General features: G+C 50.8%; 22 protein-coding genes. 8 read left to right on the forward strand and 14 right to left on the reverse strand.

Annotated elements, in window-relative coordinates; all coding sequences use genetic code 11:
• Positions 1-252 precede the first annotated feature (252 nt).
• The gene (locus PN498_RS23130) at positions 253-1,074 is read right to left on the reverse strand and encodes a hypothetical protein (protein ID WP_272065777.1); all 822 of its coding nucleotides are present in this window, start codon (positions 1,072-1,074) and stop codon (positions 253-255) included.
• A 157-nt stretch (positions 1,075-1,231) separates the two neighbouring features.
• Positions 1,232-2,257 (reverse strand): ABC transporter permease, encoded by a 1,026-nt coding sequence (locus tag PN498_RS23135; protein WP_272065778.1) that lies wholly within the window; start codon positions 2,255-2,257, stop codon positions 1,232-1,234.
• 288 nt (positions 2,258-2,545) lie between these two features.
• Between PN498_RS23135 and PN498_RS23140 the strand changes: the two genes are divergently transcribed.
• From PN498_RS23140 to PN498_RS23150, 3 genes are all read left to right on the forward strand, one after another.
• A complete protein-coding gene (locus PN498_RS23140; protein ID WP_272065779.1) occupies positions 2,546-2,923 on the forward strand; it encodes a (2Fe-2S) ferredoxin domain-containing protein in 378 nt (125 codons plus the stop codon).
• A 110-nt stretch (positions 2,924-3,033) separates the two neighbouring features.
• Positions 3,034-4,332 carry a DNA methyltransferase gene (locus PN498_RS23145; protein ID WP_272065780.1) on the forward strand — a complete coding sequence of 433 codons (1,299 nt, stop codon included), beginning with the start codon at positions 3,034-3,036 and terminating at the stop codon, positions 4,330-4,332.
• A gap of 76 nt (positions 4,333-4,408) precedes the next feature.
• Positions 4,409-5,212 (forward strand): Uma2 family endonuclease, encoded by an 804-nt coding sequence (locus PN498_RS23150; protein WP_272065781.1) that lies wholly within the window; start codon positions 4,409-4,411, stop codon positions 5,210-5,212.
• Between the two features lie 15 nt (positions 5,213-5,227).
• On the opposite strand, the gene cbiT is transcribed toward PN498_RS23150, so the two are convergent.
• From cbiT to PN498_RS23185, 7 genes are all read right to left on the reverse strand, one after another.
• Entirely contained in the window at positions 5,228-5,827 is a 600-nt protein-coding gene (gene cbiT / locus PN498_RS23155; protein WP_272065782.1) for a precorrin-6Y C5,15-methyltransferase subunit CbiT, read from the reverse strand.
• Positions 5,828-5,989: 162 nt separating this feature from the next.
• Complete coding sequence (locus PN498_RS23160; protein WP_272065783.1) at positions 5,990-8,080, reverse strand: potassium channel family protein; 2,091 nt, start codon at positions 8,078-8,080, stop codon at positions 5,990-5,992.
• 97 nt (positions 8,081-8,177) lie between these two features.
• Positions 8,178-8,753 (reverse strand): DUF1802 family protein, encoded by a 576-nt coding sequence (locus tag PN498_RS23165; protein ID WP_272065784.1) that lies wholly within the window; start codon positions 8,751-8,753, stop codon positions 8,178-8,180.
• A 3-nt stretch (positions 8,754-8,756) separates the two neighbouring features.
• Positions 8,757-10,022 (reverse strand): methionine adenosyltransferase, encoded by a 1,266-nt coding sequence (gene metK, locus PN498_RS23170; protein ID WP_272065785.1) that lies wholly within the window; start codon positions 10,020-10,022, stop codon positions 8,757-8,759.
• A gap of 155 nt (positions 10,023-10,177) precedes the next feature.
• Positions 10,178-10,927, reverse strand: a complete 750-nt coding sequence (locus PN498_RS23175; RefSeq protein ID WP_272065786.1) for an HAD family hydrolase — start codon at positions 10,925-10,927, stop codon at positions 10,178-10,180.
• Between the two features lie 161 nt (positions 10,928-11,088).
• Positions 11,089-11,376 (reverse strand): hypothetical protein, encoded by a 288-nt coding sequence (locus PN498_RS23180; protein WP_272065787.1) that lies wholly within the window; start codon positions 11,374-11,376, stop codon positions 11,089-11,091.
• 116 nt (positions 11,377-11,492) lie between these two features.
• Positions 11,493-12,437: a histone deacetylase family protein gene (locus tag PN498_RS23185; RefSeq protein ID WP_272065788.1), complete on the reverse strand. Its 945-nt coding sequence runs from the start codon at positions 12,435-12,437 to the stop codon at positions 11,493-11,495.
• 194 nt (positions 12,438-12,631) lie between these two features.
• Between PN498_RS23185 and gyrA the strand changes: the two genes are divergently transcribed.
• Positions 12,632-15,274, forward strand: coding sequence for a DNA gyrase subunit A (gyrA, locus tag PN498_RS23190; protein WP_272065789.1), 2,643 nt, complete (start codon positions 12,632-12,634; stop codon positions 15,272-15,274).
• A gap of 47 nt (positions 15,275-15,321) precedes the next feature.
• On the opposite strand, the gene obgE is transcribed toward gyrA, so the two are convergent.
• Positions 15,322-16,389: a GTPase ObgE gene (obgE, locus tag PN498_RS23195; RefSeq protein WP_272065790.1), complete on the reverse strand. Its 1,068-nt coding sequence runs from the start codon at positions 16,387-16,389 to the stop codon at positions 15,322-15,324.
• A 162-nt stretch (positions 16,390-16,551) separates the two neighbouring features.
• Complete coding sequence (locus PN498_RS23200) at positions 16,552-17,256, reverse strand: Crp/Fnr family transcriptional regulator (RefSeq protein ID WP_272065817.1); 705 nt, start codon at positions 17,254-17,256, stop codon at positions 16,552-16,554.
• Positions 17,257-17,645: 389 nt separating this feature from the next.
• On the opposite strand from PN498_RS23200, the gene PN498_RS23205 reads away from it, so the two are divergent.
• From PN498_RS23205 to PN498_RS23220, 4 genes are all read left to right on the forward strand, one after another.
• On the forward strand, positions 17,646-18,428 hold the full coding sequence (locus PN498_RS23205) for a hypothetical protein (protein WP_272065791.1): 783 nt from the start codon (positions 17,646-17,648) through the stop codon (positions 18,426-18,428).
• Positions 18,429-18,489: 61 nt separating this feature from the next.
• Complete coding sequence (phnL, locus tag PN498_RS23210; protein WP_272065792.1) at positions 18,490-19,230, forward strand: phosphonate C-P lyase system protein PhnL; 741 nt, start codon at positions 18,490-18,492, stop codon at positions 19,228-19,230.
• Between the two features lie 6 nt (positions 19,231-19,236).
• On the forward strand, positions 19,237-20,085 hold the full coding sequence (locus PN498_RS23215) for a COP23 domain-containing protein (RefSeq protein ID WP_272065793.1): 849 nt from the start codon (positions 19,237-19,239) through the stop codon (positions 20,083-20,085).
• 53 nt (positions 20,086-20,138) lie between these two features.
• Positions 20,139-21,095, forward strand: coding sequence for a class I SAM-dependent methyltransferase (locus tag PN498_RS23220; protein ID WP_272065794.1), 957 nt, complete (start codon positions 20,139-20,141; stop codon positions 21,093-21,095).
• A gap of 85 nt (positions 21,096-21,180) precedes the next feature.
• On the opposite strand, the gene PN498_RS23225 is transcribed toward PN498_RS23220, so the two are convergent.
• The 3 genes from PN498_RS23225 to btpA form a co-directional block, all read right to left on the reverse strand.
• Positions 21,181-21,684, reverse strand: coding sequence for a hypothetical protein (locus PN498_RS23225; RefSeq protein ID WP_272065795.1), 504 nt, complete (start codon positions 21,682-21,684; stop codon positions 21,181-21,183).
• A 12-nt stretch (positions 21,685-21,696) separates the two neighbouring features.
• Positions 21,697-22,365: a hypothetical protein gene (locus tag PN498_RS23230; RefSeq protein ID WP_272065796.1), complete on the reverse strand. Its 669-nt coding sequence runs from the start codon at positions 22,363-22,365 to the stop codon at positions 21,697-21,699.
• A gap of 409 nt (positions 22,366-22,774) precedes the next feature.
• The gene (gene btpA, locus PN498_RS23235) at positions 22,775-23,620 is read right to left on the reverse strand and encodes a photosystem I biogenesis protein BtpA (RefSeq protein WP_272065797.1); all 846 of its coding nucleotides are present in this window, start codon (positions 23,618-23,620) and stop codon (positions 22,775-22,777) included.
• Positions 23,621-23,747: the final 127 nt, after the last annotated feature.

Below are 23,747 nucleotides of genomic sequence, written 5' to 3' on the forward strand. Positions count from 1 at the left end.
TTCTCTCCTAAATGGATAAATTGGGCTTAGCCCTCGCAGAGTCTACGCTGCGGAACGCTGCTTAGCAATCCCTACGAATCAATTTTCGGCAAGAGCGCTACCAACCTCAAACCGTCACCCAGTTTTCTTAAGCTTTACGGGCGATCGCGGTAATCCGCTCGCCTTTCTCAATGGCCTGCGGTCTATCAGCTGACCTGAACGTCAAACACGCCTTCACAGAGTGAGGCTTCTAGAGCCAATATCCGACAGCCTTTACAGGAAAGAGGAGAGTGATCGCCGTTGTCGGACGTCTGCCGTATTAACCAAACTGTCCTCAGGCCAATCCAGACGATGGTGCGCATCCTCTGAGACGACGGCAACCGGTGTAGGAGGCGTCGTATTGTTGTTTGCCCGTGATGAAACGGTAGAGCTTGGTGTCTTCTGAGGAGGAACTTCGCGCTCCTGCTGAGGCACCATCAATGGCTGCGTTGGATCGTAAGGCGGGAGAGGCTTGGGAGAGGAAGAGGAAGCAGTCGTTTGTGATCGCCGAGAAGGAGTCGCTGAAGGTTGATTAGGTGATATCAAAACCCTCTTCTTAGCTGGCTTTTGAGCAGATTTCTTCGCCTTGTAGCGAGACCGAGAAGCGGACGACTTCACTTGAGCCGACACGAGCCAACAGCCCACGGCACAGGTTCCCACCAAAGCGACCAGAGTCCATCCAGAGAATCCGGTTTCGGCAGGAGGTGGAGTGGCGGTAGCATTCTCTGGCTCGGTTGGAGCCTCCTCAGAGGGCGGATCAGCCTCTTCGGACTCGCTAGGTTGAGAATTCTCACCTTCGTTTAGCCGTTCATGGGGATAGACATTGAGATCAGCCGTAGAGACATCCGCCTCTTTCGCGTCATTGACGGTGTGTAGGAGCTGACCGTAAGCAAAGAGAGCGATCGCCAACAGGACGACCCAAATACCCGCAAGGACAGCCAGTGGCCGATAGGCCGCCAACTTCACCCACAACTGTTGGCGTCGAAAGAGTGCAGAGGATACGTCGGTGGGTTGACCTGAAGACAACGGCGATTTTCGTGGAAAGCGACCTGACATTACTAATAAGGCACGCAATTCATTTACGAGCCATTTTAGGAGGTCAGTCCCTCATTTGCCACTGAGAATCGAGAATTGGGTAAGAAAAGCCATGCAATAGCCAATGCAGGTTCGACTTTTTGACCTCACATTATTCAAATTCCGGCATTGTCAAGCTCTAGTAGCGAATGCGGGGATCAACGTAGGCGTTGAGAATGTCGATCGCAATGCTGATAACGGCAACAATCATGGCAAAGAAGACCATCAGTCCTTGTACGACTGGATAGTCTCGTTGGGAGATGGCCTCATACAGACGGTTGGCAAGACCCGGCCAGGAAAAGGTAACTTCTGTCAGAACAGCTCCCCCTAAAAGGGACGCAAAGGTTAGACCCAAGACGGTAACAACAGGAATCAGAGCATTTTTGAGAGCATGGGCCAGAACAATCCGAACTTCGGGAATACCTCTCGCTCTAGCCGCTTCGACATAGTCAGCCCGCAGGGTTTGCTTCAAGTTAACGCGCACGATCCGTTCAAACACGCCGCTGATGAGGATGCCCAAGGTTAAGCTTGGCAATGCTAAATAGTGAACCGTTGTGAAAAAGAGACCGGGTTGCCCTGTTAGTAGGCTGTCGAGGAGGTAGAGTCCAGTTGGACCTTGGGGAGGCGTTGCACCCAGGGGAAACCGAGTACCGATGGGAAACCAGCGCAGCTGTACCGCAAAGAAGAGCTGGAGAAGCATCCCAAACCAATACATCGGGACTGCATAGGTGACGATCCCAAACAATCGCCCTCCAGCATCTAGGGGGGAATTGGGTTTAGACGCCGCGATCGCGCCAACCGTCAGCCCTACGCCAGCAGCTACCAGCATTCCACATAGCGTGAGTTCAACCGTCGCGGGAAAATGATCGCCAATAATTTCCCAGACCGTTTGGCCCTGGCTAGCGACCGAAGTGCCTAAATCAAAAGAGAGTAAATTCCTCAAATATCGCAGGTATTGAATCATCAGGGGGGCATCGAGTCCTAACTGTGCCCGTAAGGTGTCTTTGGCCGATTCAGGAGCGCGGGGACCTAGCAGAGCATCGACAGGATCACCAGGAGTAGCCCTCAACAGCAGGAAGACTACCGTGGTGATGGTCCAAATCATCAGCGGCGCTAACAACAACCGGGTCAGAATGTAATACCGCAGTGCATTAGAACGGGCCATAGGAACCAGAAAGACAATAGGCAAGTATGACAAACACCATACAGCGAAACAGGCAATTCCTTTGGGCAAGTGACTGGGTTGCCCAGTAGGGTGAGGCACTGCTCATCTCGTATTCACTGAGGAGTTCCATAACTCGTTTGCAGAAACCCAAAACAAGAGACAAAACAGTCTGCGTCAGTCTCTAGAGAGGGGCAGGCAATGAGTGGACGTCTGAAAGCTGGCGAGCAGGAAAACGCGAGGTTGTGACCTCTGCCGTGGTGTCTTCATAGTTGTTCTGTATATTGGGAGGTGACCTATGCGGCGACATTCTGCTTTATGGCTGATGACAATCAACGGTATTTGATCATGGTTTGTCAGCATCGTTCTTGTTCCCGTAATGGGGCTGAGCAAGTCTTGAGTGAGTTTCAGAAGCATCAGTCTGACACCGTGATGGTCAGTCAGTGTGAATGCCAGGGTCAGTGTGGGTCTGGACCAACCGTGCGGATTATGCCTGAGAATGTTTGGTACTGCCAGGTTCGGCCTGAAGATGTGGAGACTATTGTGAATGAACACCTGGCTTCAGACGGTGCTCCCATTCAACGAATGCTGAACCCGAGAATGCATCAGGCTGAGTCGGCCTATGCCCATCTAGCGTCTCAATATCAAGCTTTTCTTCAGAAAGAGTGATAGCAGGGGATTAGCTTTACGGCTCTGTCCCAGGGGTGCAGGATTAGGGCGAAGCCGATATAGTGGGGAAACTTTTTTAGATCATTCGCACTAGCGATCGCTCCCCTTCCATGACCTCCTCTGTAACGCGGACAAATCCTGAAGACCTGAGCAACAACAAACTACAGCCAAGCGATCGCGCTTTTCACGACTGGTATCGCTTTGTTCTGTCTTATCCGCCTCACTTGGTTCGACACTACATCAACAAGTTTGACCTTGATGCCAATGCAACTCTCCTCGATCCGTTTTGTGGGACTGGAACCACCATCGTTGAAGCGAAGAAAAACGGCATCACCTCAGTGGGGATCGAAGCAGTACCCATGTCTCATTTTGCCTGTAGTACCAAAGTGCAATGGCAAGTGGATTTAGGTGAACTTCACCATTGGCAGCAGGTGGTTAGGCAACAGGCCCATGAGCGAGTTCAAAGCCTGCCTCATCTCAGTTTGAAGCCGGAACAAACGGCCATTCTGCTGAAAAATTCCATTAGTCCAGTTCCGTTGCATAAGTGTTTGGCCTTACAGGAAGCGATCGCAACCAGCGTTCCTCAACCGGTTAAAGGCGTTCTATCGCTGGCGTTGGCCTATGTCGCTGTCTACGATGCCAGCAATCTCAAGTTTGGCCCAGAAGTTGGCTTGCGTCGCCAAAAGCGGGCAGATGCCCCCGTCCTGGAACAGTGGTACGCCAAAGTCGATCAGATGGCGGCAGATTTGGAGCGTCACCAAGCACTCGCTCAGATATCGTCCGAATGTCGTCATGGAGATGCGCGCGTGGTGCGATCGCTGTTGCCACCCAACTCGATTGACGCTGTAATCACCTCACCCCCTTATCCCAACGAGAAAGATTACACGCGCACAACTCGTTTAGAGTCAGTCCTGTTGGGCTTTTTGAACAATAAGCAGGACCTGCGATCGTTTAAGCAAACGCTGATCCGCTCCAACACACGCAATGTGTACAAGGTAGATGACGACGATCAGTTCTTGGCGACTCAAAGCCGGGCTACAGCCTTGGCACAGGAGATTGAAGAGCGTCGTCTCTTGCTTCAGAAAACGTCAGGGTTTGAGCGGCTATATCACCGTGTCGTCTCACTGTACTTCGGCGGCATGAAGCATCATCTTCAAGAACTACAACCTGTCCTCAAACCAGGTGCTCAACTAGCCTATGTCGTGGGTGACCAAGCGTCTTTTTTTCAAATCATGGTTCGCACTGGAGAGCTGCTAGAGGAGATTGCTGCGGAAGTGGGCTATGTCGTGAAGGGGCGCGACTTGTTCCGTACCCGACTGGCAACTGCAACGGGTGCTCAGCTAAAGGAAGAGGTGGTCCTTTTGGCGTGGCCTGGTCCTGCACAAAAGCGGCAGTACTTTACGGGTTGACCCATTAGCTTAAGAGCAACACTGCCCCGCAAGTAGCTCCGCTATGATAAAGGCCAACCTTTCTTTAAAGACTGTGATGGTTCGTACCGATCTGTATACTAACTTGCCGACCAGCGACGAACTTCCCTGTTCAGACGATACGCCTGTGGATAACGAAGATCAGAATTTACTGCCAAACTATCTGCTATTTCTGCTGTACCTGATCTGGGGAGATCGCCATGATTGGTATTTTGGAGCAGACATGGCGATTTACCATACGACAGGAGTCAGCCCGAAAGTCCCTGTCGTACCCGATGGCTTTTTGAGTGTTGGCGTTCCTCGCCGCAAACCCGGTAACAAGTCTCGAAAAAGCTATGTGGTGTGGGAAGAAGACGGAACAGTTCCGAAGTTCGTGTTGGAGATGGCCTCTTGGACACCCGGCAATGAATACGACGATAAGATCACGCTCTATGAAAACCTGGGTGTCTTGTACTACGTCATTTACAACCCTGACTATTGGCAACGCGATCGCCATCAGCCTTTTGAGGTCTACAAGCTCGTTGATGGTCGCTATCAGCTTCAGATTGGCGAACCCTATTGGATGCCAGAAATTGGACTGGGCATAGGTCGCAGTCAAGGCAGCCTGGGTGGAATTCCACGAGAGATCTTGTCCTGGTTTGATGCCCAGGGCAACCGTTATCTCTCGGCTGACGAGCAAGCCCAACAGGCTCAGCAACAGGCACAACAAGCACAACTCCAGGTTCAACAAGAAAGGCAAGCTCGTTTAACCGCGATCGCCCAGCTGCATGAAATGGGATTAGCACCAGAGCAAATTGCTCAAGCGTTAAATATGACTTTGGAAGACGTCAACCAACAGTTGCAAGACTCTGGACAGGATTAACGAACCGTCAAAGCCCTAATCGACTTTTTCACCACTCAAAATGAAAATAGGGTTGATCGCTTTGAAGACTTGTTGATGCCCACGGGTTTCGAGACGATTGATTACAGGTTGAGCGATCTCGACGTTACGGACACAGAGTTCTGCAAAGGCTTCCGAAACACTGTAAAGGGTTTCTAGAGTGCCTGTGGTGACGACAAGTCTGCCGCCACTCGCTAAATAGTTCCAAGCGACTTTGACAATATCTTTAATTGATTTTCCGCCTTCCACCAAGATGCAGTCTGGATTGGACGGTAGTTCTGCTAAGCAATCCGGGGCAACTCCTTCAACAACGTCCACGTTGGCTAGTTCGAAGCGATCGCAGTTGTGCCGTATCAGATTAGCAACCTCTGTATCTCGCTCTACCGCAATCATTCGGCCTTGGGGACATAACAAGGCTGCTTCCACCACGAGCGTGCCTGTCCCAGCTCCAATATCCCAAAGCTGCGCGTTGGGCTGCAATCGCAACGCACCCACAATCAGCAGCCTCACTTCGCGTTTGCTAATAGGGATTCCCGGTAGCTGCTCAAAAAAGTGATCAGGAATTCCAGGAGTTGCATAAGGCCAAAGAGGTGCCATCGGAAAAGCCTTTGAGAAGTCGAGTCGAACTGCCCAGCTGCCATAGCCGTCGTCAGCTCCGTTAGGATAAAATGGCGAGCCATTGGGCTATGCGCTCAACAGCTGGATGCGGCTGGGTGCACTAGCCTAGATGGCTAAAGCTATCTATCAGCGTATCAAGCCTTACAAATTTCTTCCGACACGATCTTCGAGGGGCAGAATTTTGGCAGCCACTCGCAAACGACCCAAACGTCTGACCAAACGGATGGCCTGGTGAAGATATAACTTGTGAGGAAAAATCGCAGGGAGTTGATTCATTAAGTCGTGAGCTTCACCAATGGCGCAGCCCGTCACTCGGGCAATCTCAGTGCCGCCTTCAAAAATAGCGTCAGCCGCGTTTGCCTGCAATAATTCAACCTGCCACTGTTTAGGAGCAGTGTCACCCTGCTCAATACGACGCAGACCGCGAATTGTGGACAGCACAACCAAGCGATCGCCCTCGTGCAGTTGAATATCGTCGGATGGCATGACCCGCGATCGTTGTCCCTTTTGCTGATGCCAAATCGGCACAACACCATAGCCGTAGGCAACCTCAGCTAGCAGCAATCCCTGCAAGGTATCGTCCGCTTTAATGGCATACTGAGTCACCAAAACAGTCTGATGGTAGAGTCGAAATAAGCCCATGACGTTTTCACCAAAAGCTGCGCCTGCAAACGCTTCGGCAGATAGAGCTGAGGCACAGAGCACCTGAGCATAAGGAAACAAATGAGCGACTTTATCGGTGAAAATCTGATCGTAGGTGCGGATGATCAGGCGGCTTTTTGGATTAGAGCGATAGGCCATGAGTCCTAGCTCTAGGTTCTGAATTTCATCATCACTGACCGCCACGATACTTTTAGCTGTTGCTAGGTTGGTCTTGTCCAAAATGTCACGTATAGGGCCCGTAACCAGCGGCATATGAGGCAGAATATCAGGCTCAATCGATTGACTAGTGATGCCAACAACAGGTTGTTTCAGATCCTGTAATATTTCAACCACTTGACGACCGACCCGACCTAGCCAGATCACAACCACATGTCCTGCTTCAGGCACCGGAGGGCGTTTGGTTAAAAACTCAAACCGCGAGGTCAGCAGCTTTTCCGTCAGTAAAGCATAGAGGACACCAATGAATGCTGTTCCGGCCAATGTGAGGGTGAGACTGAACAAGCGTAGCCACCAAACCACAGGTTCGGTCAGCTCAACACCACCAAAGACATCACCATATCCCCCCAACAGCAGGACAACCGTGGCGTAAAAAGCATCTGGGAAGGAGGGCGCTGTTCCCGTCATCACCATCAATACGCTGCCAATTAGGCAAAGACTAACTACGGTAATGCCACAGAGCAGGGCAACTCGCCGGATCTGATTGTTGTAGCTATAGCGCCAGAATGTCCTCAAGGCTTCACGAGGACGCCAATCTCGCCAGTTGCGCAGTCCTTGTCTCACCCGCTGTAGCATCCCCCTGCGAGTATTCCGGGCGTAGTCAATGACAGAACCGTCATCTGCAGACTCTGCCTCGACAGAAACCACTACGTCTCCAGCGCGAATAATGGAATCGGGAAGCCAGGTGTAAAACTGAGCCGATGCACTGGCAGGATGATCGGACCGTAGCGCCATCTCTTCGGGTTTTAGTCTGGCCGTCTCAGCTTTGAGATATCTCAGCACACGGCGATCGCGATTAATCACCTCATAAACTTTGCGCGTGTCACACCAGGAATCCTGAGGCTGAATCGTCCGCGTCACCACTCGAAAAGACTGATTGTCTACCTTGAAAAAACCAGTCATCGCTTCATCAAGGGCCTCTAGTGCGAAGGCGGGTGCCGCCAGCTGAGTGGGTTCAAACGCAATGAAATTCGTCAACTGTTGCTCTAGCAGGTTGTTCAGATTTTGTTTTTCTGATCGCACCACCAGCCGGATATCGGGATTCAACACTCTAGCGCTGAGCGCCGCTTCCAAGTTGACTCGTTCGTTTTCAGTTACTAGCAGAGCAGCCCGACACCGACGGACTCCTGCCTGCTCCAAAATATCTGACTGGCGGCAATCACCAATGACGAGATTATTAATCGCTTTGGGGAGGTGAGCGATTTCCCATCGATCAGGGTGAGTTAGATCAATCGCGTTGACCCGTACACCAAAGGTTTGCAGATTGGCAACACAATGCTGTCCCAAACTGCCTAGCCCACAGACTAAGATCTGATCACGATTAGATAGGGCTATTGTCTGCTTTGGTCGCATACCGAATAGGGGTGGAGCGAGGGACAAAGACGGATTTTGTTCAATCTAACGTAACCTGACAAAATGCTTGTAGGCCTTGGGCGTTGTCTGATGATGCTTACGAACTAACCGGAGCGGCGATCGCCTGCTGAATTTGAGCAACTCGCTCTTCGTAGTCTGCCTCAGATAAAACAGGTTCACTCTCCGGTAAAGAATCCAGGTCGTCCCAAACGATCCATGAACGGCACCCACCATACCGCTTCTGATAAGCCATGCCAAACGGGTGTGTAAATCGATGAACGCGCAGCAGTAGCCCATAGGCAGGGCGTTCAGGTTTCCAGGCCAACCGTTCCGTCAACCACGCATCAGTCCAAATGTGAAACGGATGCAAGGACTGAACAATCCCATCTCCCTGAAGGGGAACCTGATGGGTCATTTCTGCCCAACCCTGGAGCGGAATCTCTTCGCCAGTTGCGGGCACAGAGCGTGCCGTAAACCCCGCTTGGAAGGGTGGACGAATAGCCGCGATCGCTTGGTGCTCGTAGGTGGGGAACAGCAAAGCACGATCGCTAGGGACTTCAAAAACCGGGCGGGATTCTCGGATACCGCCCTTGCGAATCAGGAGGATTAGATCCCCTGACAGCAAGGCATCAATTGCGATCGCCCACTCTTTCAGCGCCCACTGCCTGCTCATGCGTCAAGCCCCAATGCCAGCCAGCGATTGAGAAGCTGCGTCTTTCAGCAAGTCAGCTTTGTCCGTTTTTTCCCAAGGCAATTCCAAATCAGGGCGGCCGAAGTGTCCGTAAGCCGCAACATTCTGATAAAAACAGCCGTCTTGTAAAGCGGGTAGGCGTTGCAAATCAAACGTATGGATAATGCCCGCAGGTCTTAGCTCAAAGTGTTTTTGCACTAATTCCAGTAAAACAGTTTCATCAACCCGACCCGTCCCGAAGGTGTCTACAAAGATGCTGACAGGACGAGCAACCCCAATCGCGTAGCTCAACTGCACTTCGCATTTCTCAGCCAACCCTGCGGCCACAATATTCTTAGCAGCATAACGGCAAGCATAAGCCGCACTTCGGTCTACTTTCGTCGGGTCTTTGCCGGAAAAAGCCCCTCCTCCATGCCGAGAATAGCCACCGTAAGTATCCACGATAATTTTGCGGCCAGTGAGACCCGAGTCACCCTGCGGTCCGCCAATGACAAATTTTCCAGTCGGGTTAACTAAGAAGCGGGTTTTGTCGTCCGGCTGAACCGACAAATCTGCGAAGACAGGCATTACGACCTTCGCCCATAAATCTTCTTTAATGCGATCTTGTACAGCAGCAGGATCAGTAATGGTGTCGATGGTTTCCGTGTGCTGCGTCGAGATCAAAATGGTATCAATCCCAACAGGACGGCCATCTTCGTAAGCAACCGTCACTTGAGTTTTGCCATCGGGTCCAAGATAAGGTAAGACCTGGTTTTTGCGAACTACGGAAAGCTGGCGAGAAATGCGGTGCGCGACGCTGATGGGAAGCGGCATGTATTCTGGCGTTTCGTTACACGCAAACCCGAACATAATGCCTTGGTCACCCGCGCCAATCGTATCCCAACTTTCTTGACTGTCAGCCTCGCGCGTCTCAAAGGCCTGGTCAACTCCCTGCGCGATGTCTGCTGATTGTTCATCCAGGGCAATTAATACCGAGCAGCTATCTGCAGAAAAGCCATTATTGGTGGGGTCGGTGTAGCCAATTTCGGCAATCTTTTTGCGGATCAGCGACACATAGTTCACGGTGGCATTAGACGAGATTTCCCCGGTCACCAAAACCAGACCAGTGTTGACAACCACTTCTGCGGCCACTCGGCTGTTCGAATCCTGGGTCAGCAGAGCATCCAGTATTGTGTCCGATAGCTGATCACAAATTTTGTCGGGATGCCCCTCAGTGACTGACTCCGAGGTAAATAGATAACGACGAGACACGGGCAAATCCTCTTTCAACCAACTTCATATAGTAACAAGATGTTTTCCTGAGAGTCGATAAGTACTGGGCGTCACCTAATTCTTAACGTCTCAGAGACGGGCAATAACCATTACAGTTTTTTCAAGGCAATCTTCAGACTACCGCAAAGCGTTCTCTACTTGAGAACCCCATGATTTAGATAGACTGTCAACTGTTCGGGATGATCTAAGACAGCATCTGCGCCTGCGATCGCCGGACTTCCGCCCCAAGTAACACTGATAAAGCCACCCGCGCCACTTGCCTCAGCCAATTGGCCGTCCAGCTTTGAATCCCCAACGACCAGACTGTTTTCCGGAGAAATACCTAAATTTTCACAGGCTGTCCAAACCATTTGCGGATTGGGTTTAACCGGAGGGGCTTCACTGCCAGCGCACCAAGTCACGTAATTTACCAAATCGTATCGCAGCAGAAAATCCTGGATATTGGCAGTTGTATCTCCCGATAACACAGCTAGCTTCAGGCCACTGTCCCACAGGTTGCTCAGGAGTTCCACAATGCCTGAAAACGGAGGGGTGAAATCAGCTTTGCGCGTGAAGCTGCGATCGCTTTCTGCAAATCCTTGCTGTGCTAAATCCAGCGCCTCCGCCCAGGGTTTTCCCGTCGCCGCAATATAGGCAGCCGCAGCAATCTCATTATCGTAACGAGTCCCTACAGCCATTAATCCAGTTGGATCATATGCTTCCGCACAGCCGAACGCCCGCATCAACGCCTGCTCAATTCCAGGACTGTGCTGGTTGAGATAGCGCGATCGAGCTTTTGCCAATTCCTGCAAAAACCCGTGAGAGTCCGCCAACGTACCATCTTTGTCCCACAGAATCGCTGCAATGTCTTCAAAAATGCTGTCTTTGGCTTTGATCGTAATCATAAGTATGCCAGTGCTGATGGAGTATCGAAGGACGTCATTCTTCAGCTTTTTACAGCTGTAGCCATCTAGGTTTGTGCATTCCCAATAGCATCCGGGTGCTTAGCATAGGCTAGATGGCTCGCCGTTTTGTCCTAGCGGAACTGGCGATGTTCAAGTCCACATTAAGCCTGCTTGTTTCGATATCGCAGACTGGTTTGGTTCGCCTCAACACAAGCTTGAGGATCGACAAGAAAGGTTTTTCCCAACGCGATCGCTTGCTGAAGCTGCTCCTCAGTCATGTTTTTGTAAGCAGGCTTCTCAATCACCTGATACCACTCACAACCACAAATATTATCCAGAATAATTCTGGCGAAGCAGTGATTGAAGCGCACAGGATAACCACCCTTTTGGGCAGCTGCAGGCAGTTGTCGATTGACAAGATTGAGATACTGCTCCGTTAGTATTGACATTTCGCTTGCCTATTTGGATTTCGACAGATGAACGCCGTCTTTCAGCCTGCTGCTCTGTCAGACTATGACCAAGTGGCTATGATCAAATACCTTTGACCGCTCCAATCACTGACCGATCAAATCACAGATAGTTCGGTCTCTAAGCAAGCCGAAATCGTTTCGACGACTGACTGAGCCAGAGCATCATAGTCATAGCCGCCTTCTAATCCAAAGAGAATATTAGGCTGAATTTCTCGACAATATCGCGTGAAGACGGCGTAGTCAGCCGGCTGTAGCGAAACGCCCGCCAGCGGATCCGCCAGATTGGCATCATATCCAGCACTGATGATGAGAAAATCGGGCTTGAAATCTCTGAGGAAGGGCATCACAGCGTCTTCAAACTGAGCCTGATAGTCCGGTAGGGTGCTGCCGCGAGACATGGGAATATTCAGGACATTGTTGTGCAGTCCTCGTTCGGTTGCACGTCCCGTACCAGGATAAGCAGGAAACTGATGCAGCGAACAGTAAGCAATGTTGGCGTTGTCTTCCACCAATGCCTGAGTACCGTTGCCGTGATGTACATCCCAATCCAAAATGGCAATTCGGTTGATGTTGGGCTGTTGCAGGGCATAGTGAGCCGCGATCGCCGCATTGCCAAACAAGCAAAATCCCATGCCGCGATCGCTCACAGCATGGTGTCCTGGAGGACGAGAGAGCACAAACGTTGATTGTGACGCCTGCAAAACCCGATCCACACCATCCAGCCAAGCATTCACCGCTAGCAACGCCACCTCAAAGCTGGCTGACGAAATAGGCGTATCCGGATCGAGCAAACCCCCGCCCGTTTTCGCCAACTGTTCCAGACTGTCAACATATTGCGAATGATGCTGTGCACGCACCCAGGGAAGCGGATCTCGGTCGGCGATCGCCGTCGGCACCTGCCAGCGCAATTGAGATGACCACGGAGCTGCCCGTAGAGCTTTCGCGATCGCGGCGAGGCGACCCGAATTCTCTGGATGCATGTACCCAGTGTCATGGTTGAGAAAGGCATCGGAATAGATGACAGTTAGCTGAGAAGTCATGCGTTGAAAAACTACGCTGAAGCGGTTTTGAACGTCTGTTCTCCCAGCATACCGCTATCTCAAGGAAGGCGAAAAAGCGTGTTAAAATAGGCATACTGTCACACGTTTTTCGACGAATTTAGCCGCTTTAACCACATGCGATTCAAACCCTTGGTTTTTGGCTAAATTTTTGCGATTTTGGAGCTTTTTAACTCATGACAATTATCCCCACAGACTTGCGGAACGAAATGTCCCGTTCTTATCTGGAATACGCCATGAGCGTAATCGTGGGGCGAGCACTGCCAGACGCAAGAGATGGCCTGAAGCCAGTGCACCGGCGCATCCTCTATGCCATGCATGAGTTAGGGTTGACCTTTGATCGTCCCTTTAGAAAGTGTGCCCGTGTCGTCGGGGAAGTGCTGGGTAAATATCACCCCCATGGCGATACCGCTGTTTACGATGCGCTAGTACGGATGGCGCAAGATTTCTCCATGCGTGCGCCCCTGATCAACGGCCACGGCAACTTCGGCTCCATCGACAACGATCCACCAGCCGCTATGCGATACACGGAGTGTCGCCTACAAGCGCTCACCAGTGAATCGCTCCTGCAAGACATTGAAGCCGACACTGTTGACTTTGCTGATAACTTTGACGGTTCACAGCAAGAACCGATTGTTCTGCCATCTCGGGTGCCGCAGCTGCTGCTGAACGGATCCTCTGGAATTGCGGTAGGAATGGCGACCAACATTCCGCCTCACAACCTGACCGAACTTCTCAACGGCGTCATCCAGCTGATTCGCAATCCGGAGATTACGACTGCCGAGCTAATGCAAATCATCCCTGGGCCTGACTTTCCAACGGGCGCCCAGATTTTAGGGACAAGTGGCATCCGGGACGCTTATACCACTGGACGCGGCTCAGTCACCATGCGGGGAGTCGCCAATATTGAAACGATTGAGCAGCGAGGCCGTCCTGATCGCGATGCCATCATTATTACAGAATTGCCGTATCAGACGAACAAAGCAGCGCTGATTGAAAAGATTGCAGAGATGGTCAACGATCGCCGTTTGGACGGCATCTCTGACATTCGTGATGAGAGTGATCGCGATGGTATGCGGATCGTCATTGAGCTGAAGCGAGACGCTTATCCCCGTGTCGTGCTCAATAACCTCTATAAGCAAACGCCTCTGCAAAATAATTTTGGCGTCAACATGCTGGCTTTAGTGGATGGGGAACCCCAGCTGCTGGGGATCAAGCAATTTTTGGAGGTTTTCGTTGACTTCCGCGTTGAAACCATCACTCGCCGCACTCAATATCAGCTTCGCAAAGCCGAACAGCGGGATCACATCCTGCAAGGCTATTTGATTGCGCTAGATAATATGGACGCCATCATTGCCCTGATCCGTCAGGCGGCAGATACGCCCACGGCAAAGCAAGAGCTGATCGAGAACTACGGACTGACTGAACTGCAATCGGACGCCATTCTGCAAATGCAGCTCCGACGTCTGACCGCTTTAGAAACCGACAAAATTCAGCAAGAGCACGAAGACTTGCAGGCGACAATTGCGGACCTGCGCGATATCTTGGCCCAACGAGAGCGGATTTTAGACATCATCGTTTCGGAGTTGGAGGACCTGCGCGATCGCTTTGGTGATGAGCGGCGCACGATGATTGAAAGGGACGCTGGCGATCTGACTGATATCTCACTGATCGCCAATGAGCAAGTCGTTATCCTCGTGACAGAATATGGCTACATCAAACGGATGCCAGTCGATACCTTTGAAGCGCAAAGTCGTGCAACCCGAGGCAAAGCCGGAGCTAGAATCAAAGACGATGATGGCATTCAGCACTTTATGACCTGCGGCTGTCATGACCATATCGTGTTCTTTAGCGATCGCGGTGTGGCCTATTCGCTACGAGCCTATCAGCTACCCGAAGGGTCAAGAACCTCTCAGGGAGTGCCCATCGTTCAGATGCTGCCCATTCCTAAGGAGGAGAAAATCACCTCAGTCATTGCTGTGGAAGAGTTCACGGATGACGAGTATTTAGTCATGCTGACCCAGGGCGGCTATGTCAAAAAGACTTCACTGTCTGCATTCAGCAATATTCGGGCCAACGGTCTCATCGCGATTTCTTTGGCGGAAGGCGATCAGCTGCGTTGGGTTCGTCTTGCCCGCACGAGCGACAGCATTTTGATCGGCTCTCAGAATGGGATGACCATCCACTTCAAAGCTGATGATGACCAGCTGCGACCTTTGGGACGCCCGACCCGTGGAGTCAAAGCCATGAACTTGCGGGGTAATGATGAGCTGATCAGCATGGACATCTTACCGTCTCAAATTACTCATGCAGTTGAAGCAGCAGATGTTACGGAGGATGTAGAAGACTCGGATGACGAAACCGCTGATAACGGTCAAGGCCCCTGGGTGCTGGTGATCACGTCAGGCGGCATGGGTAAACGTGTTCCCGTTGCTCGGTTTAGGTTGCAAAACCGAGCAGGCATGGGCCTCAGGGCCATCAAGTTCCGGCTGGATGAAGATTCACTCGTTGCCGTTTTGGTGGTGAATGAAGACGAGGAACTGATGCTAGTTACGAATCGCGGTATTATTATTCGCCAGCGAGTCAACGACATCTCAATTCAATCCCGCTCAGCTCAAGGGGTACGCTTACAGCGACTAGATGATGATGATGCGATCGCAGCCGTTGCAGTCGTTCCTTCAGCATTGGAGTCGGATGATGAGGACGACGAAACGGATGAGAACGAAACCCCTCTTGAACCGAGGGTCGTTGTCTCTGAAGAAGCTGATATCAGCACGGTAGATACCACCGCATCGAATCCTGAGAGTGCAGAAGAGTAAAGGATTTGATGTTGTCTGTTGCCTTTGGGAGCAGATAAGGAGGGGGTTTAGAGCGATCGCAACTCGGCTGGATCGCTAACAAGATTGGCGGGGTAATTCTGAATTGCGATCGCTTCAGCAGGCTCCAGCTGGTCCAAAGTATCCCAGATGGCTTGCAATAAACCATCGAAGTGTTGTCTGGTCACTGCCGAGATGGAAAAAACGTGCCGCTGAGTAGCTTCTTCCATCATCTCAACCAGAACTTCCGCATCTTCAGAGGACATCGCATCGATTTTGTTGAGGGCGAGGAATTGAGGGCGATCGCTCAAACCCTGTCCATAAGCTTCCAGCTCCTGCTGAATGGTGTGATAATCTCCAAGCGGATCAGGTGCAGTTGCATCAACCAAATGGAGCAAAAGCCGCGTCCGTTCAATATGACGCAAAAACTCATGGCCTAGCCCCAGTCCATCATGAGCACCCTCAATCAAACCAGGAATGTCTGCGAACACTGTACCGTCACCAGTCGGTTTCCGCACAACCCCTAGATTAGGCACCAGTGTGGTGAAAGGATAGTCTGCAATCTTAGGACGAGCTGCTGAAAGTGCTGCAATTAAAGTGGATTTACCTGCATTAGGCAGACCAATGATGCCAACTTCTGCCAATAGTTTGAGTTCGAGGCGGATTGTTCGCTCTTCGCCAGGTAGACCGGGCAACGCATGTTCTGGGGCACGGTTGCGATTACTGAGAAAATGACGATTACCCAAACCCCCTTTCCCACCTGCTGCCACGCATAATGTTTGCTTAGGCGTGATCAAATCACCTAACAATTCATCCGTATCCGCATCGTAGACCGCTGTGCCACAGGGGACCTCAATATATCGATCCTCTCCACGAGCACCTGTCCGATTGCTAGGACCACCCCTTTCGCCAGGTTTTGCCTTGAACTGATGAGCGTATTTAAAGTCCAATAGTGTTTGCAAATTAGGTTCAGCGATGAGATAAACAGACCCACCATTGCCGCCATTGCCGCCAGAAGGGCCTCCCGCGGGTACGTATTTCTCACGACGAAAGGACACCATTCCATCGCCGCCTTGCCCCCCGATTACAGCCACTTCGGCTAAATCAACAAACTTCACGATCACTTCACCTTCAAAGCAGAGTCTCCATCCTAAAGGGTTATCGCTCAAATCAGCATTGGAAATGATCGACTTATGACACCCTTGACAGTCTCATCGGTAAACAACCTGTCTTGAAAAGCTTTGGAGGCATTGCTAGACTACGCCACCGGAGTTAGGCCATTAGGCTTCCTTGCTGAGAGGCATTTCTCCGGGCAGACAAATTAGGCCGTCGCCATGACTCGTAATGATGCCGCGTTGACGTAACTTACCCATCAACCGAGTCACCGTTACCCGCGTCGAACCGATTGCACTACCAATCTGAGCGTGGGTAAGTGGAAAAGGAAGATAGTAGCCCTCGGCAGACGCTTCACCAAATTCTTCAATCAAAAGCGTCAAAAATCCTATCAGCCGATCAATAGTGCGGCGTTGTCCCAGAGTACTGAGCCACAATAACTTGCGCTGATGCTGATGCCGAAAGGCCTCCAAAACCTCACGACGAAAATGCGGCCAATTATCCAAATCGTGCCAATAGAGCCAGATAACCGTTGTTTGATCCACATGAGCAAAGCTCTGAAGCGAAAATGGAGACTGAGCAATGATCTCGAAAGGTTGCCCCGCCCCTACAAAACCCAAAAAGGCTTCTTCGTCTTGAGCCATCAAAGGAGTGGTGACAACATCCTCTTCCGAAGAAACGTCAACGCTGAGTTGGGCATTGCCCGTCAGCCGTACAGCGCCTCTTTGAACTAGATATAGCAATCCTGGTCGAGAGGGAATGCGCTCATCTTTCACAAAAGTACGACAGCGATAATGCTCTTGCGCCCAGTCTGAAATTCTCTGCCAGGTGAGAAAAGGACGTGCCTGATTAGCCGAAGATGTTGGGTACATATGTACATCCATTGAAATTGACTACGGTGACCTTGCAGACTCAAACTGGCCTAATTCTGGAAAAGGCCTAAGGCAGCTCCATCCATGAATCGAGGCAAACAATATAAGCTTGGGGGCAAACGATATAAGCACCTAATGGAAAAATCCACGCAAAATATTTTGTGAATTTTCTCCATATTAAACTAAAGCTTACGTATTGTTTCTATTAAATAGACTACTGATTAGGTGAAATCGAGTACCGGAAATTGCTAAGAATTCTCTTCCAAGATTATTGGCCGATTATACTCATCTCAGAATAAATGGGGACATCCGAGAATCTAGCTAACTTGCACCCAATAGTTTCCCTGAAAGTAATGTCAAAAAGTATACTCCTCGAAGGTGCTAAATCTTTGAGTTCAGTATATTTACTTGAAGAGAGAATAAGCGTTAGTGATCTGATTACTCGTGAGACAATAGGCTATCGATCAGCGATCGCACTCGCACTCGCTACCAGCCTTGGAGCAGATCCGGTCGCCGTATCTCTCCAGTTGGTAGACATTCTGAGAGTAACCGTTCCTCCAATCCTGTTTCAACCTGCGGACGCACAAGCGCTCACCCAATACATATCTATTAACAGCAATGACCAGGGATGGCTAACACTCTCCATTACAGATGAGGGGATCGCTGCTTGGCTACGGTCTGTAAATACACTGTCAGTGAAGTTACCGGCAATAGAGATGCCACAGACTTTTCCACCCTATCAAGGACGGTTGCCTCTCTGCGATCGCCTCAAGCTATCCTTTCCGATGCTAATCCAGTGGACACAAACTCGTTGCAATTACTGGTTAGAGCGATCAGAAATGCTAATATCCCAATCCTGCAAAGACTCGCATCAGTATGACGCGAGATCAACTCTTGTATCAGCATGGACCCATGCCAGTCCTGTAGCCTGCCACGCACTCCTACACACCACCATTAGAGCAGTAGACACTCTAGCGACTCAAAAGCGGGAAACCACAGCCTACCTTCGTCAAGGATATGCCCTGTGCGAAGCACTTTATCAATTGGATGCTGCTATCACAACGACTATGTTCAAAAATCAGACTTTGCCGATTCAAACAAGTCTTCAACAGACGATAAAAGCAGCTCAAAAAGTTTTGGCTTTGATTGTTACGACTATTTTAGAAGCATAATCTTGCACTGGCTTTTAATTGTGCTCTTGGAGAAGATTTCTATACATTTTATGGACAGAAAATGATGATAGAAGCACTAAATCAACCCGATCTGCATGCAAAAACTGACCGACCGGAGGATGTCTTACTCTATGCAGAGAACTTGTGGAAATGTTTTGTTTTACATCCCCAAGGCGGCATTCGTTTACCTGTTCTCAATGGCGTTTCCTTACTCGTTCAGGCCGGAGAATGTATTGCACTCAAAGGTCCTTCTGGCTCAGGTAAATCAACCTTCATGCGATCGCTCTACGCCAACTATCGCATTGATTCAGGAGCTATTTGGGTCAAGCATCAAGGAACTTGGGTCAACTTGCCAACATTAGAGCCTCACGAACTGATTGCCGTTAGACAGCAAACCCTTGGTTACGTCAGCCAATTTCTACGGGTGATTCCTCGGGTGCCGGCACTCGATATCGCAACTGAACCTCTGATGGGCGCAGGTCTAGATGCTGAAACGGCTCAAGACAGAATCAAGGACTTATTTCATCGGCTCCATTTACCAGAGCGCTTGTGGTATCTTTCCCCGACAACTTTTTCAGGCGGTGAAAAGCAACGGGTAAATATTGCTCGGGCATTTGCCATGGATTATCCCATCCTGTTGCTTGATGAACCGACAGCTGCACTCGATGGAGCAAATCGTGAAGTCGTCATGCAGTTAATTGAAGAACGCAAAGCCCAAGGTTGTGCTTTGATCGGCATTTTTCATGACGATGATGTTCGAAATCGTGTTTGCGATCGCGAATTAACATTTGAGGCAACTTAGCCCATTGTGCAAAGCTTCTTCACAGAAACCCACAGACCTAAAAAATCGTCATTACTTTTAGAAAAGAATCTAGTTGGCGATCGCCAGGGGATTATCAATATGGCCAAGGTGTGGCAAAGCTTGTTGTCAGCAGGTTTAGTTAGCAGTTTAAGCATTTCAGTCGGACTGGCAGGCAGCGATTATGCGATCGCTCAGACAGACCCTGATACAACGACATCGACTGAAACCGAACCATCGGAATCATCTACTGAAACTGAAACCCCTGACACCGAAGATGCCGAAGTTCCCTTACCTGAAGACTCACCCGATGTCGATCAAATAGCCCGATTTAGCTGCCAACTAGAGAATGGTGAATACACCGTGATGTACTCACCTAGGAGCGAACCTGGAGCTATGTATGCCTGGGCAACGCCTGAAGACATGGGCAGTGCTTGGCCAGCAGAACGACGCTGTGAGGAAATTAGCCGCCGCCTCGAAAGCTACCGTCCTGATGGTCTGTTAGAGCTGCAAACAGCGATGGAGAACGGTTACAACACGGTCTGTGTTACCACCGAAGCTGTGTCGAGCTGCCGCATCGTATTCACCGTACCCCAGGGACAAGACCCAGTATTGACCCGCGATCGCGTCTTCGATAATCTCGTTCTAGCCGACCAGGGACAAGCGACCGATGGCGTGAACACGTTCGTCGAAGGTGACAGCGCTCTAGATGGCTTAGACGATATTTTGGGTGTTCCCTCAGGCAGTTCCACTCGCGGCGGCATCAACCTTCAGCCTTTTTTAGATCCAGCTGATGGTGGTACAGGGGCTCAGCTGAATCCTAATAGCGGACGCTCTTTAGACCCGAATAATTTTTGATTCTCATGGGGGCTGTCGCTTAGTATCAATGGAGATGCAGAGCGACAGAGTCTATGACCGCAACTGGTACTCAGAAACCCGCTTGGGCCGGTGACGACCTTTTATCCAAAGTTGTCAACCAGCTGATTCGAACCAAGCCGCTATACGCCTTGATGAAGCATCAAGCGCGGCAAGTCTTGATTAAGACTGCTGAGAAAAACGGCATTCCCTGGCGGCAAACCTGTGCTGAACTAGAGGCATCGGACATCCAATCGCTGCTGCCCGTCCTGGACAATGCAGCTATCACCTATCCGGACTATTATCAGGTTCCGTTTCATGCCTATGATGCGGGTAATTTGTGTTGGCAAGCCGCCTTTGAAGCGGCTTCAGCAACCTATTCAATGGCCCTGCGGGTCTGGCCCGATGAGGCGCTAACTTGGCAGGCAGCCCACGAACGGTTACGCAGCACTTTTCACGCGGTGCTGAAAACCTACATCACCCACCCAGTCCACAATGTGCTGGATATGGGCTGTTCTGTCGGTCTCTCAACCCTAACCCTGCATCGCTTTTTTCAGCAGCAGACAGACACGGTGCAAACAATAGGGCTGGACTTGTCCCCTTACATGTTGACAGTTGCCCAGCAGCGAGACAGTCACAATGAAATCGCGCAGTGGCTTCATGCCAACGCTGAGAGCACGGGTCTACCGGCCAACACCTTTGATGTGATTACCCTTCAGTTCGTGACCCATGAGCTGCCGCGCACTGCCACCCGCGCCATTTTTCAGGAAGCGTTGCGGTTGCTGAGACCAGGGGGCACGTTAGCGATCGCGGATAATAATCCCAAATCAGCCGTCATCCAAAAGCTCCCACCGGTTCTATTCACCCTGATGAAGAGTACCGAACCCTGGAGCGACGACTACTACACGTTTGATATTGAGGCCGCTTTAGCAGACATCGGCTATCAGCACATTACGACTGCTGAAACAGACCCACGTCACCGTGCCATCCTGGCCCAAAAACCTAAAGCTTGACAGAGGTCTCAGTGGGTTAATCTTAGCGCTTCACCTCAAGTCGTTTGAGAGCAAGGCGGAAAAGTACTGTGCCCGCAAATTCAGATCAGTTCAATTCTTTCTCGACCAACAACGTGAGAAGCTGCACCACTTGATTCATGTCAGCTCTTAGCCCATCCACCTTGGCGTCAATAGCTTCCAGCTTTTGCACAACATCTTGTTGAGTCGATTTTGCTTGAGCCGGCGTTGCAGGAGTAGATCCTGATGGCGCAGCAGCTTGTTGATTGAGCTTGTTGACTAATGCCGCCCAACTTCTAGCTTTCAGGTTAAAGTGCGCTTTAGCTGTCGCAAAGTCTTCAAACTGCTGCTTCAGAGCCTCTACCGTATAAGACTGGGCATCGGCGATCGCGGCTTGCGTTTCAAGGTCATCCTCCACCATGTCAACCACTTCATCAATCAGAGCGTCCTGATTTTGCGCGATCGCTGCTGCTGCCCCTAATACTCTAGCCGTAGCGTGGGCTTGAATCTCGCTCTCTTGTCTAAGCTTTTGCGTCAGTTGACGAATGCGATCGCCTAGAGAGGATTTTGGCGTCGTCAGATCATTGCTCATGCTGCGTCCTCCCTACTCCGCCATGATGTCTTTGATAGCTTGCCAGATACGCTTCAGCTTTTGCAGCATGCCCAGAGGCGTATCGTCCGTCTCGTCATCGACCGAGTTCACTAAAGATTGAATTCGATCCATACGACCCGCCACCTCTTCTAATGCCGTCACCGCTTCGCCTTCACGCGCCATAGAGTCGCGTAGAACAACCATCATATCGGCGATCTCTTGCTTCAAACGCTCGTTTTCTCGCTTACGACGAGTTTCCCACCCTTTAATACCCGCCTTAGAACGGCGCTCAAACTTGAGTTGTGTTTCAGCTTCGGTGTAGAGCGCAAGATATTTTTGACTCTCGGCCTGAGCCTCTTCGTATTTCGCCAACCACTGACCACTTTGAATCTTTTCCTGGTCGTACAGTGTGAGATAGGACGCTGCCTTCTCTTGTTCTTCCTGATACAGGGTCAGCGTGCTTTGATACCTCTGCTGCTCTTCAGAGTAGAGCTGATAGCTGCGCTCTGCTTCTTCGGCCTTTTTTTGGGCCTGCTGCTTGGCTTCATCACGCTGCGATCGAATAGTTGCCAGCAAACTCTCTGCATGGTGGGGCGATACAGGTTCGGATGATCGTGAATGCGGGTATTTAACACTGTTGTCATAGGAATTGTCCCGCCGATCAGTTCTACGCATTCCCATCGTTGAAATACCTCATAACATGGTGTGGCGATCGCGGATGTTTCGGGTGCGATCGCAAAATTGTGCGGTTTGATAGGGAGTCGGTAAGATGCACGGATTGTCTACTAGTGGGAACAAAGAGAACGCTTGCCATAGCCGTCACCAGTTCCATTAGAACAAGACGGCGAGCCGTTGGACTATAGGCCGCACCCGGATGCTATTGGGTACACCAGCCTAAGGCTGGAGCGATATCTTTCAAGCTAATCCAAGCGCCAACAAACATCAGCTATCGGACAAAAGGTCACGCAATAGCTTCATACAGAAGCAGTATTAGTGTGCCCAAGCCGATCCGGGCAGTAAATCAAGATCGCTATACAGGTTTCTCGATCAACATCGGTTAGTCCATGAGTTACCCGTCAGACCCAACAACTTATGTTGCAACGACGGGCTGGTAGGCCGATGCAGACTCGCGAATAGAGACACCTGCTTCTAAAGATTCCATGAATTGACGGACGCGAATGGGATCAATGGGTTGATGAATATCACCTTTGCGTTTAAGGGAGCTAGCGACAATGACACCATCAGCGGATTGAATGAGTTTGCCAATATTTTCCCAGCTGGCACCACTACCAATCAACACAGAGCTGTCTTTAGCAGCGGCCTTCGCCAGTTCTAAATCTTCTAGACTCGGAGGACTCCCAGTAGCCCAACCGGAGAGAATAATACCGTCGGCCCGTCCCCGCTCAATCGTTTCCTGAACGGCAGTGGTGAGATTAGGTGAGCCGAGAGGACGAGCATGTTTGACCAGTACATCAGCCAAAATTTTGACATCGCTGCCCAGTTCTCGACGATAGCGGAGCAGATCATGGGCACACCCTTCGATGAGTCCCTGATCGGTGGCCATGACGCCCGTCAGCACATTAACCCGAATAAACTGAGCATTGACACACGAGGCGATCGCCATTGCACTTCTGGCATCGTTTCGCAACACATTGACACCAATGGGGACCGTCACCAATTGCTGCATGCGGTGAATGACCAAACTCATGGCGCTCACCACAGCGGGATCAACCACACCCTTAGTGAAGGGAGAATCGAAAAAGTTTTCCACAATGATGCCGTTAACGCCACCAGAAGCCAGAGCGGTGGCCTCTTGCTCAGCACGGTCGATCACTCGCTGCAAATCTCCGCCCCAATCAGGGGATGTCGGTAGCGGCAAGAGATGAACGACTCCAAGCACTGGAGTTATCGTTTTAAAGATAGTCGTTAGGCTCACGTGAACTGGTCTCGAATGCGAAAACTCAATCGCCAATCAGAAGTAGCGGATGGTTTGTAGCTGTCACCAGTTCCATTAGAACAAGACGGCAAGCTATCTGGCTATGCGCCAAGTCAATAGACGCTCC

It is taken from the genome of Oscillatoria sp. CS-180 (assembly GCF_028330965.1).
Classification (GTDB): Bacteria; Cyanobacteriota; Cyanobacteriia; order Phormidesmidales; family Phormidesmidaceae; genus Halomicronema.

Coding starts and splice junctions, on each gene's coding strand:
- PN498_RS23220 (WP_272065794.1), top strand. CDS start 20,139: ATGACCGCAACTGGTACTCAGAAACCCGCTTGGGCCGGTGACGACCTT.
- PN498_RS23200 (WP_272065817.1), bottom strand. CDS start 17,256: ATGTACCCAACATCTTCGGCTAATCAGGCACGTCCTTTTCTCACCTGG.
- PN498_RS23175 (WP_272065786.1), bottom strand. CDS start 10,927: ATGATTACGATCAAAGCCAAAGACAGCATTTTTGAAGACATTGCAGCG.
- PN498_RS23225 (WP_272065795.1), bottom strand. CDS start 21,684: ATGAGCAATGATCTGACGACGCCAAAATCCTCTCTAGGCGATCGCATT.
- PN498_RS23130 (WP_272065777.1), bottom strand. CDS start 1,074: ATGTCAGGTCGCTTTCCACGAAAATCGCCGTTGTCTTCAGGTCAACCC.
- cbiT (WP_272065782.1), bottom strand. CDS start 5,827: ATGGCACCTCTTTGGCCTTATGCAACTCCTGGAATTCCTGATCACTTT.
- phnL (WP_272065792.1), top strand. CDS start 18,490: ATGATGATAGAAGCACTAAATCAACCCGATCTGCATGCAAAAACTGAC.
- PN498_RS23165 (WP_272065784.1), bottom strand. CDS start 8,753: ATGAGCAGGCAGTGGGCGCTGAAAGAGTGGGCGATCGCAATTGATGCC.
- PN498_RS23150 (WP_272065781.1), top strand. CDS start 4,409: ATGGTTCGTACCGATCTGTATACTAACTTGCCGACCAGCGACGAACTT.
- PN498_RS23135 (WP_272065778.1), bottom strand. CDS start 2,257: ATGGCCCGTTCTAATGCACTGCGGTATTACATTCTGACCCGGTTGTTG.
- PN498_RS23160 (WP_272065783.1), bottom strand. CDS start 8,080: ATGCGACCAAAGCAGACAATAGCCCTATCTAATCGTGATCAGATCTTA.
- PN498_RS23185 (WP_272065788.1), bottom strand. CDS start 12,437: ATGACTTCTCAGCTAACTGTCATCTATTCCGATGCCTTTCTCAACCAT.
- PN498_RS23145 (WP_272065780.1), top strand. CDS start 3,034: ATGACCTCCTCTGTAACGCGGACAAATCCTGAAGACCTGAGCAACAAC.
- gyrA (WP_272065789.1), top strand. CDS start 12,632: ATGACAATTATCCCCACAGACTTGCGGAACGAAATGTCCCGTTCTTAT.
- PN498_RS23180 (WP_272065787.1), bottom strand. CDS start 11,376: ATGTCAATACTAACGGAGCAGTATCTCAATCTTGTCAATCGACAACTG.
- PN498_RS23230 (WP_272065796.1), bottom strand. CDS start 22,365: ATGGGAATGCGTAGAACTGATCGGCGGGACAATTCCTATGACAACAGT.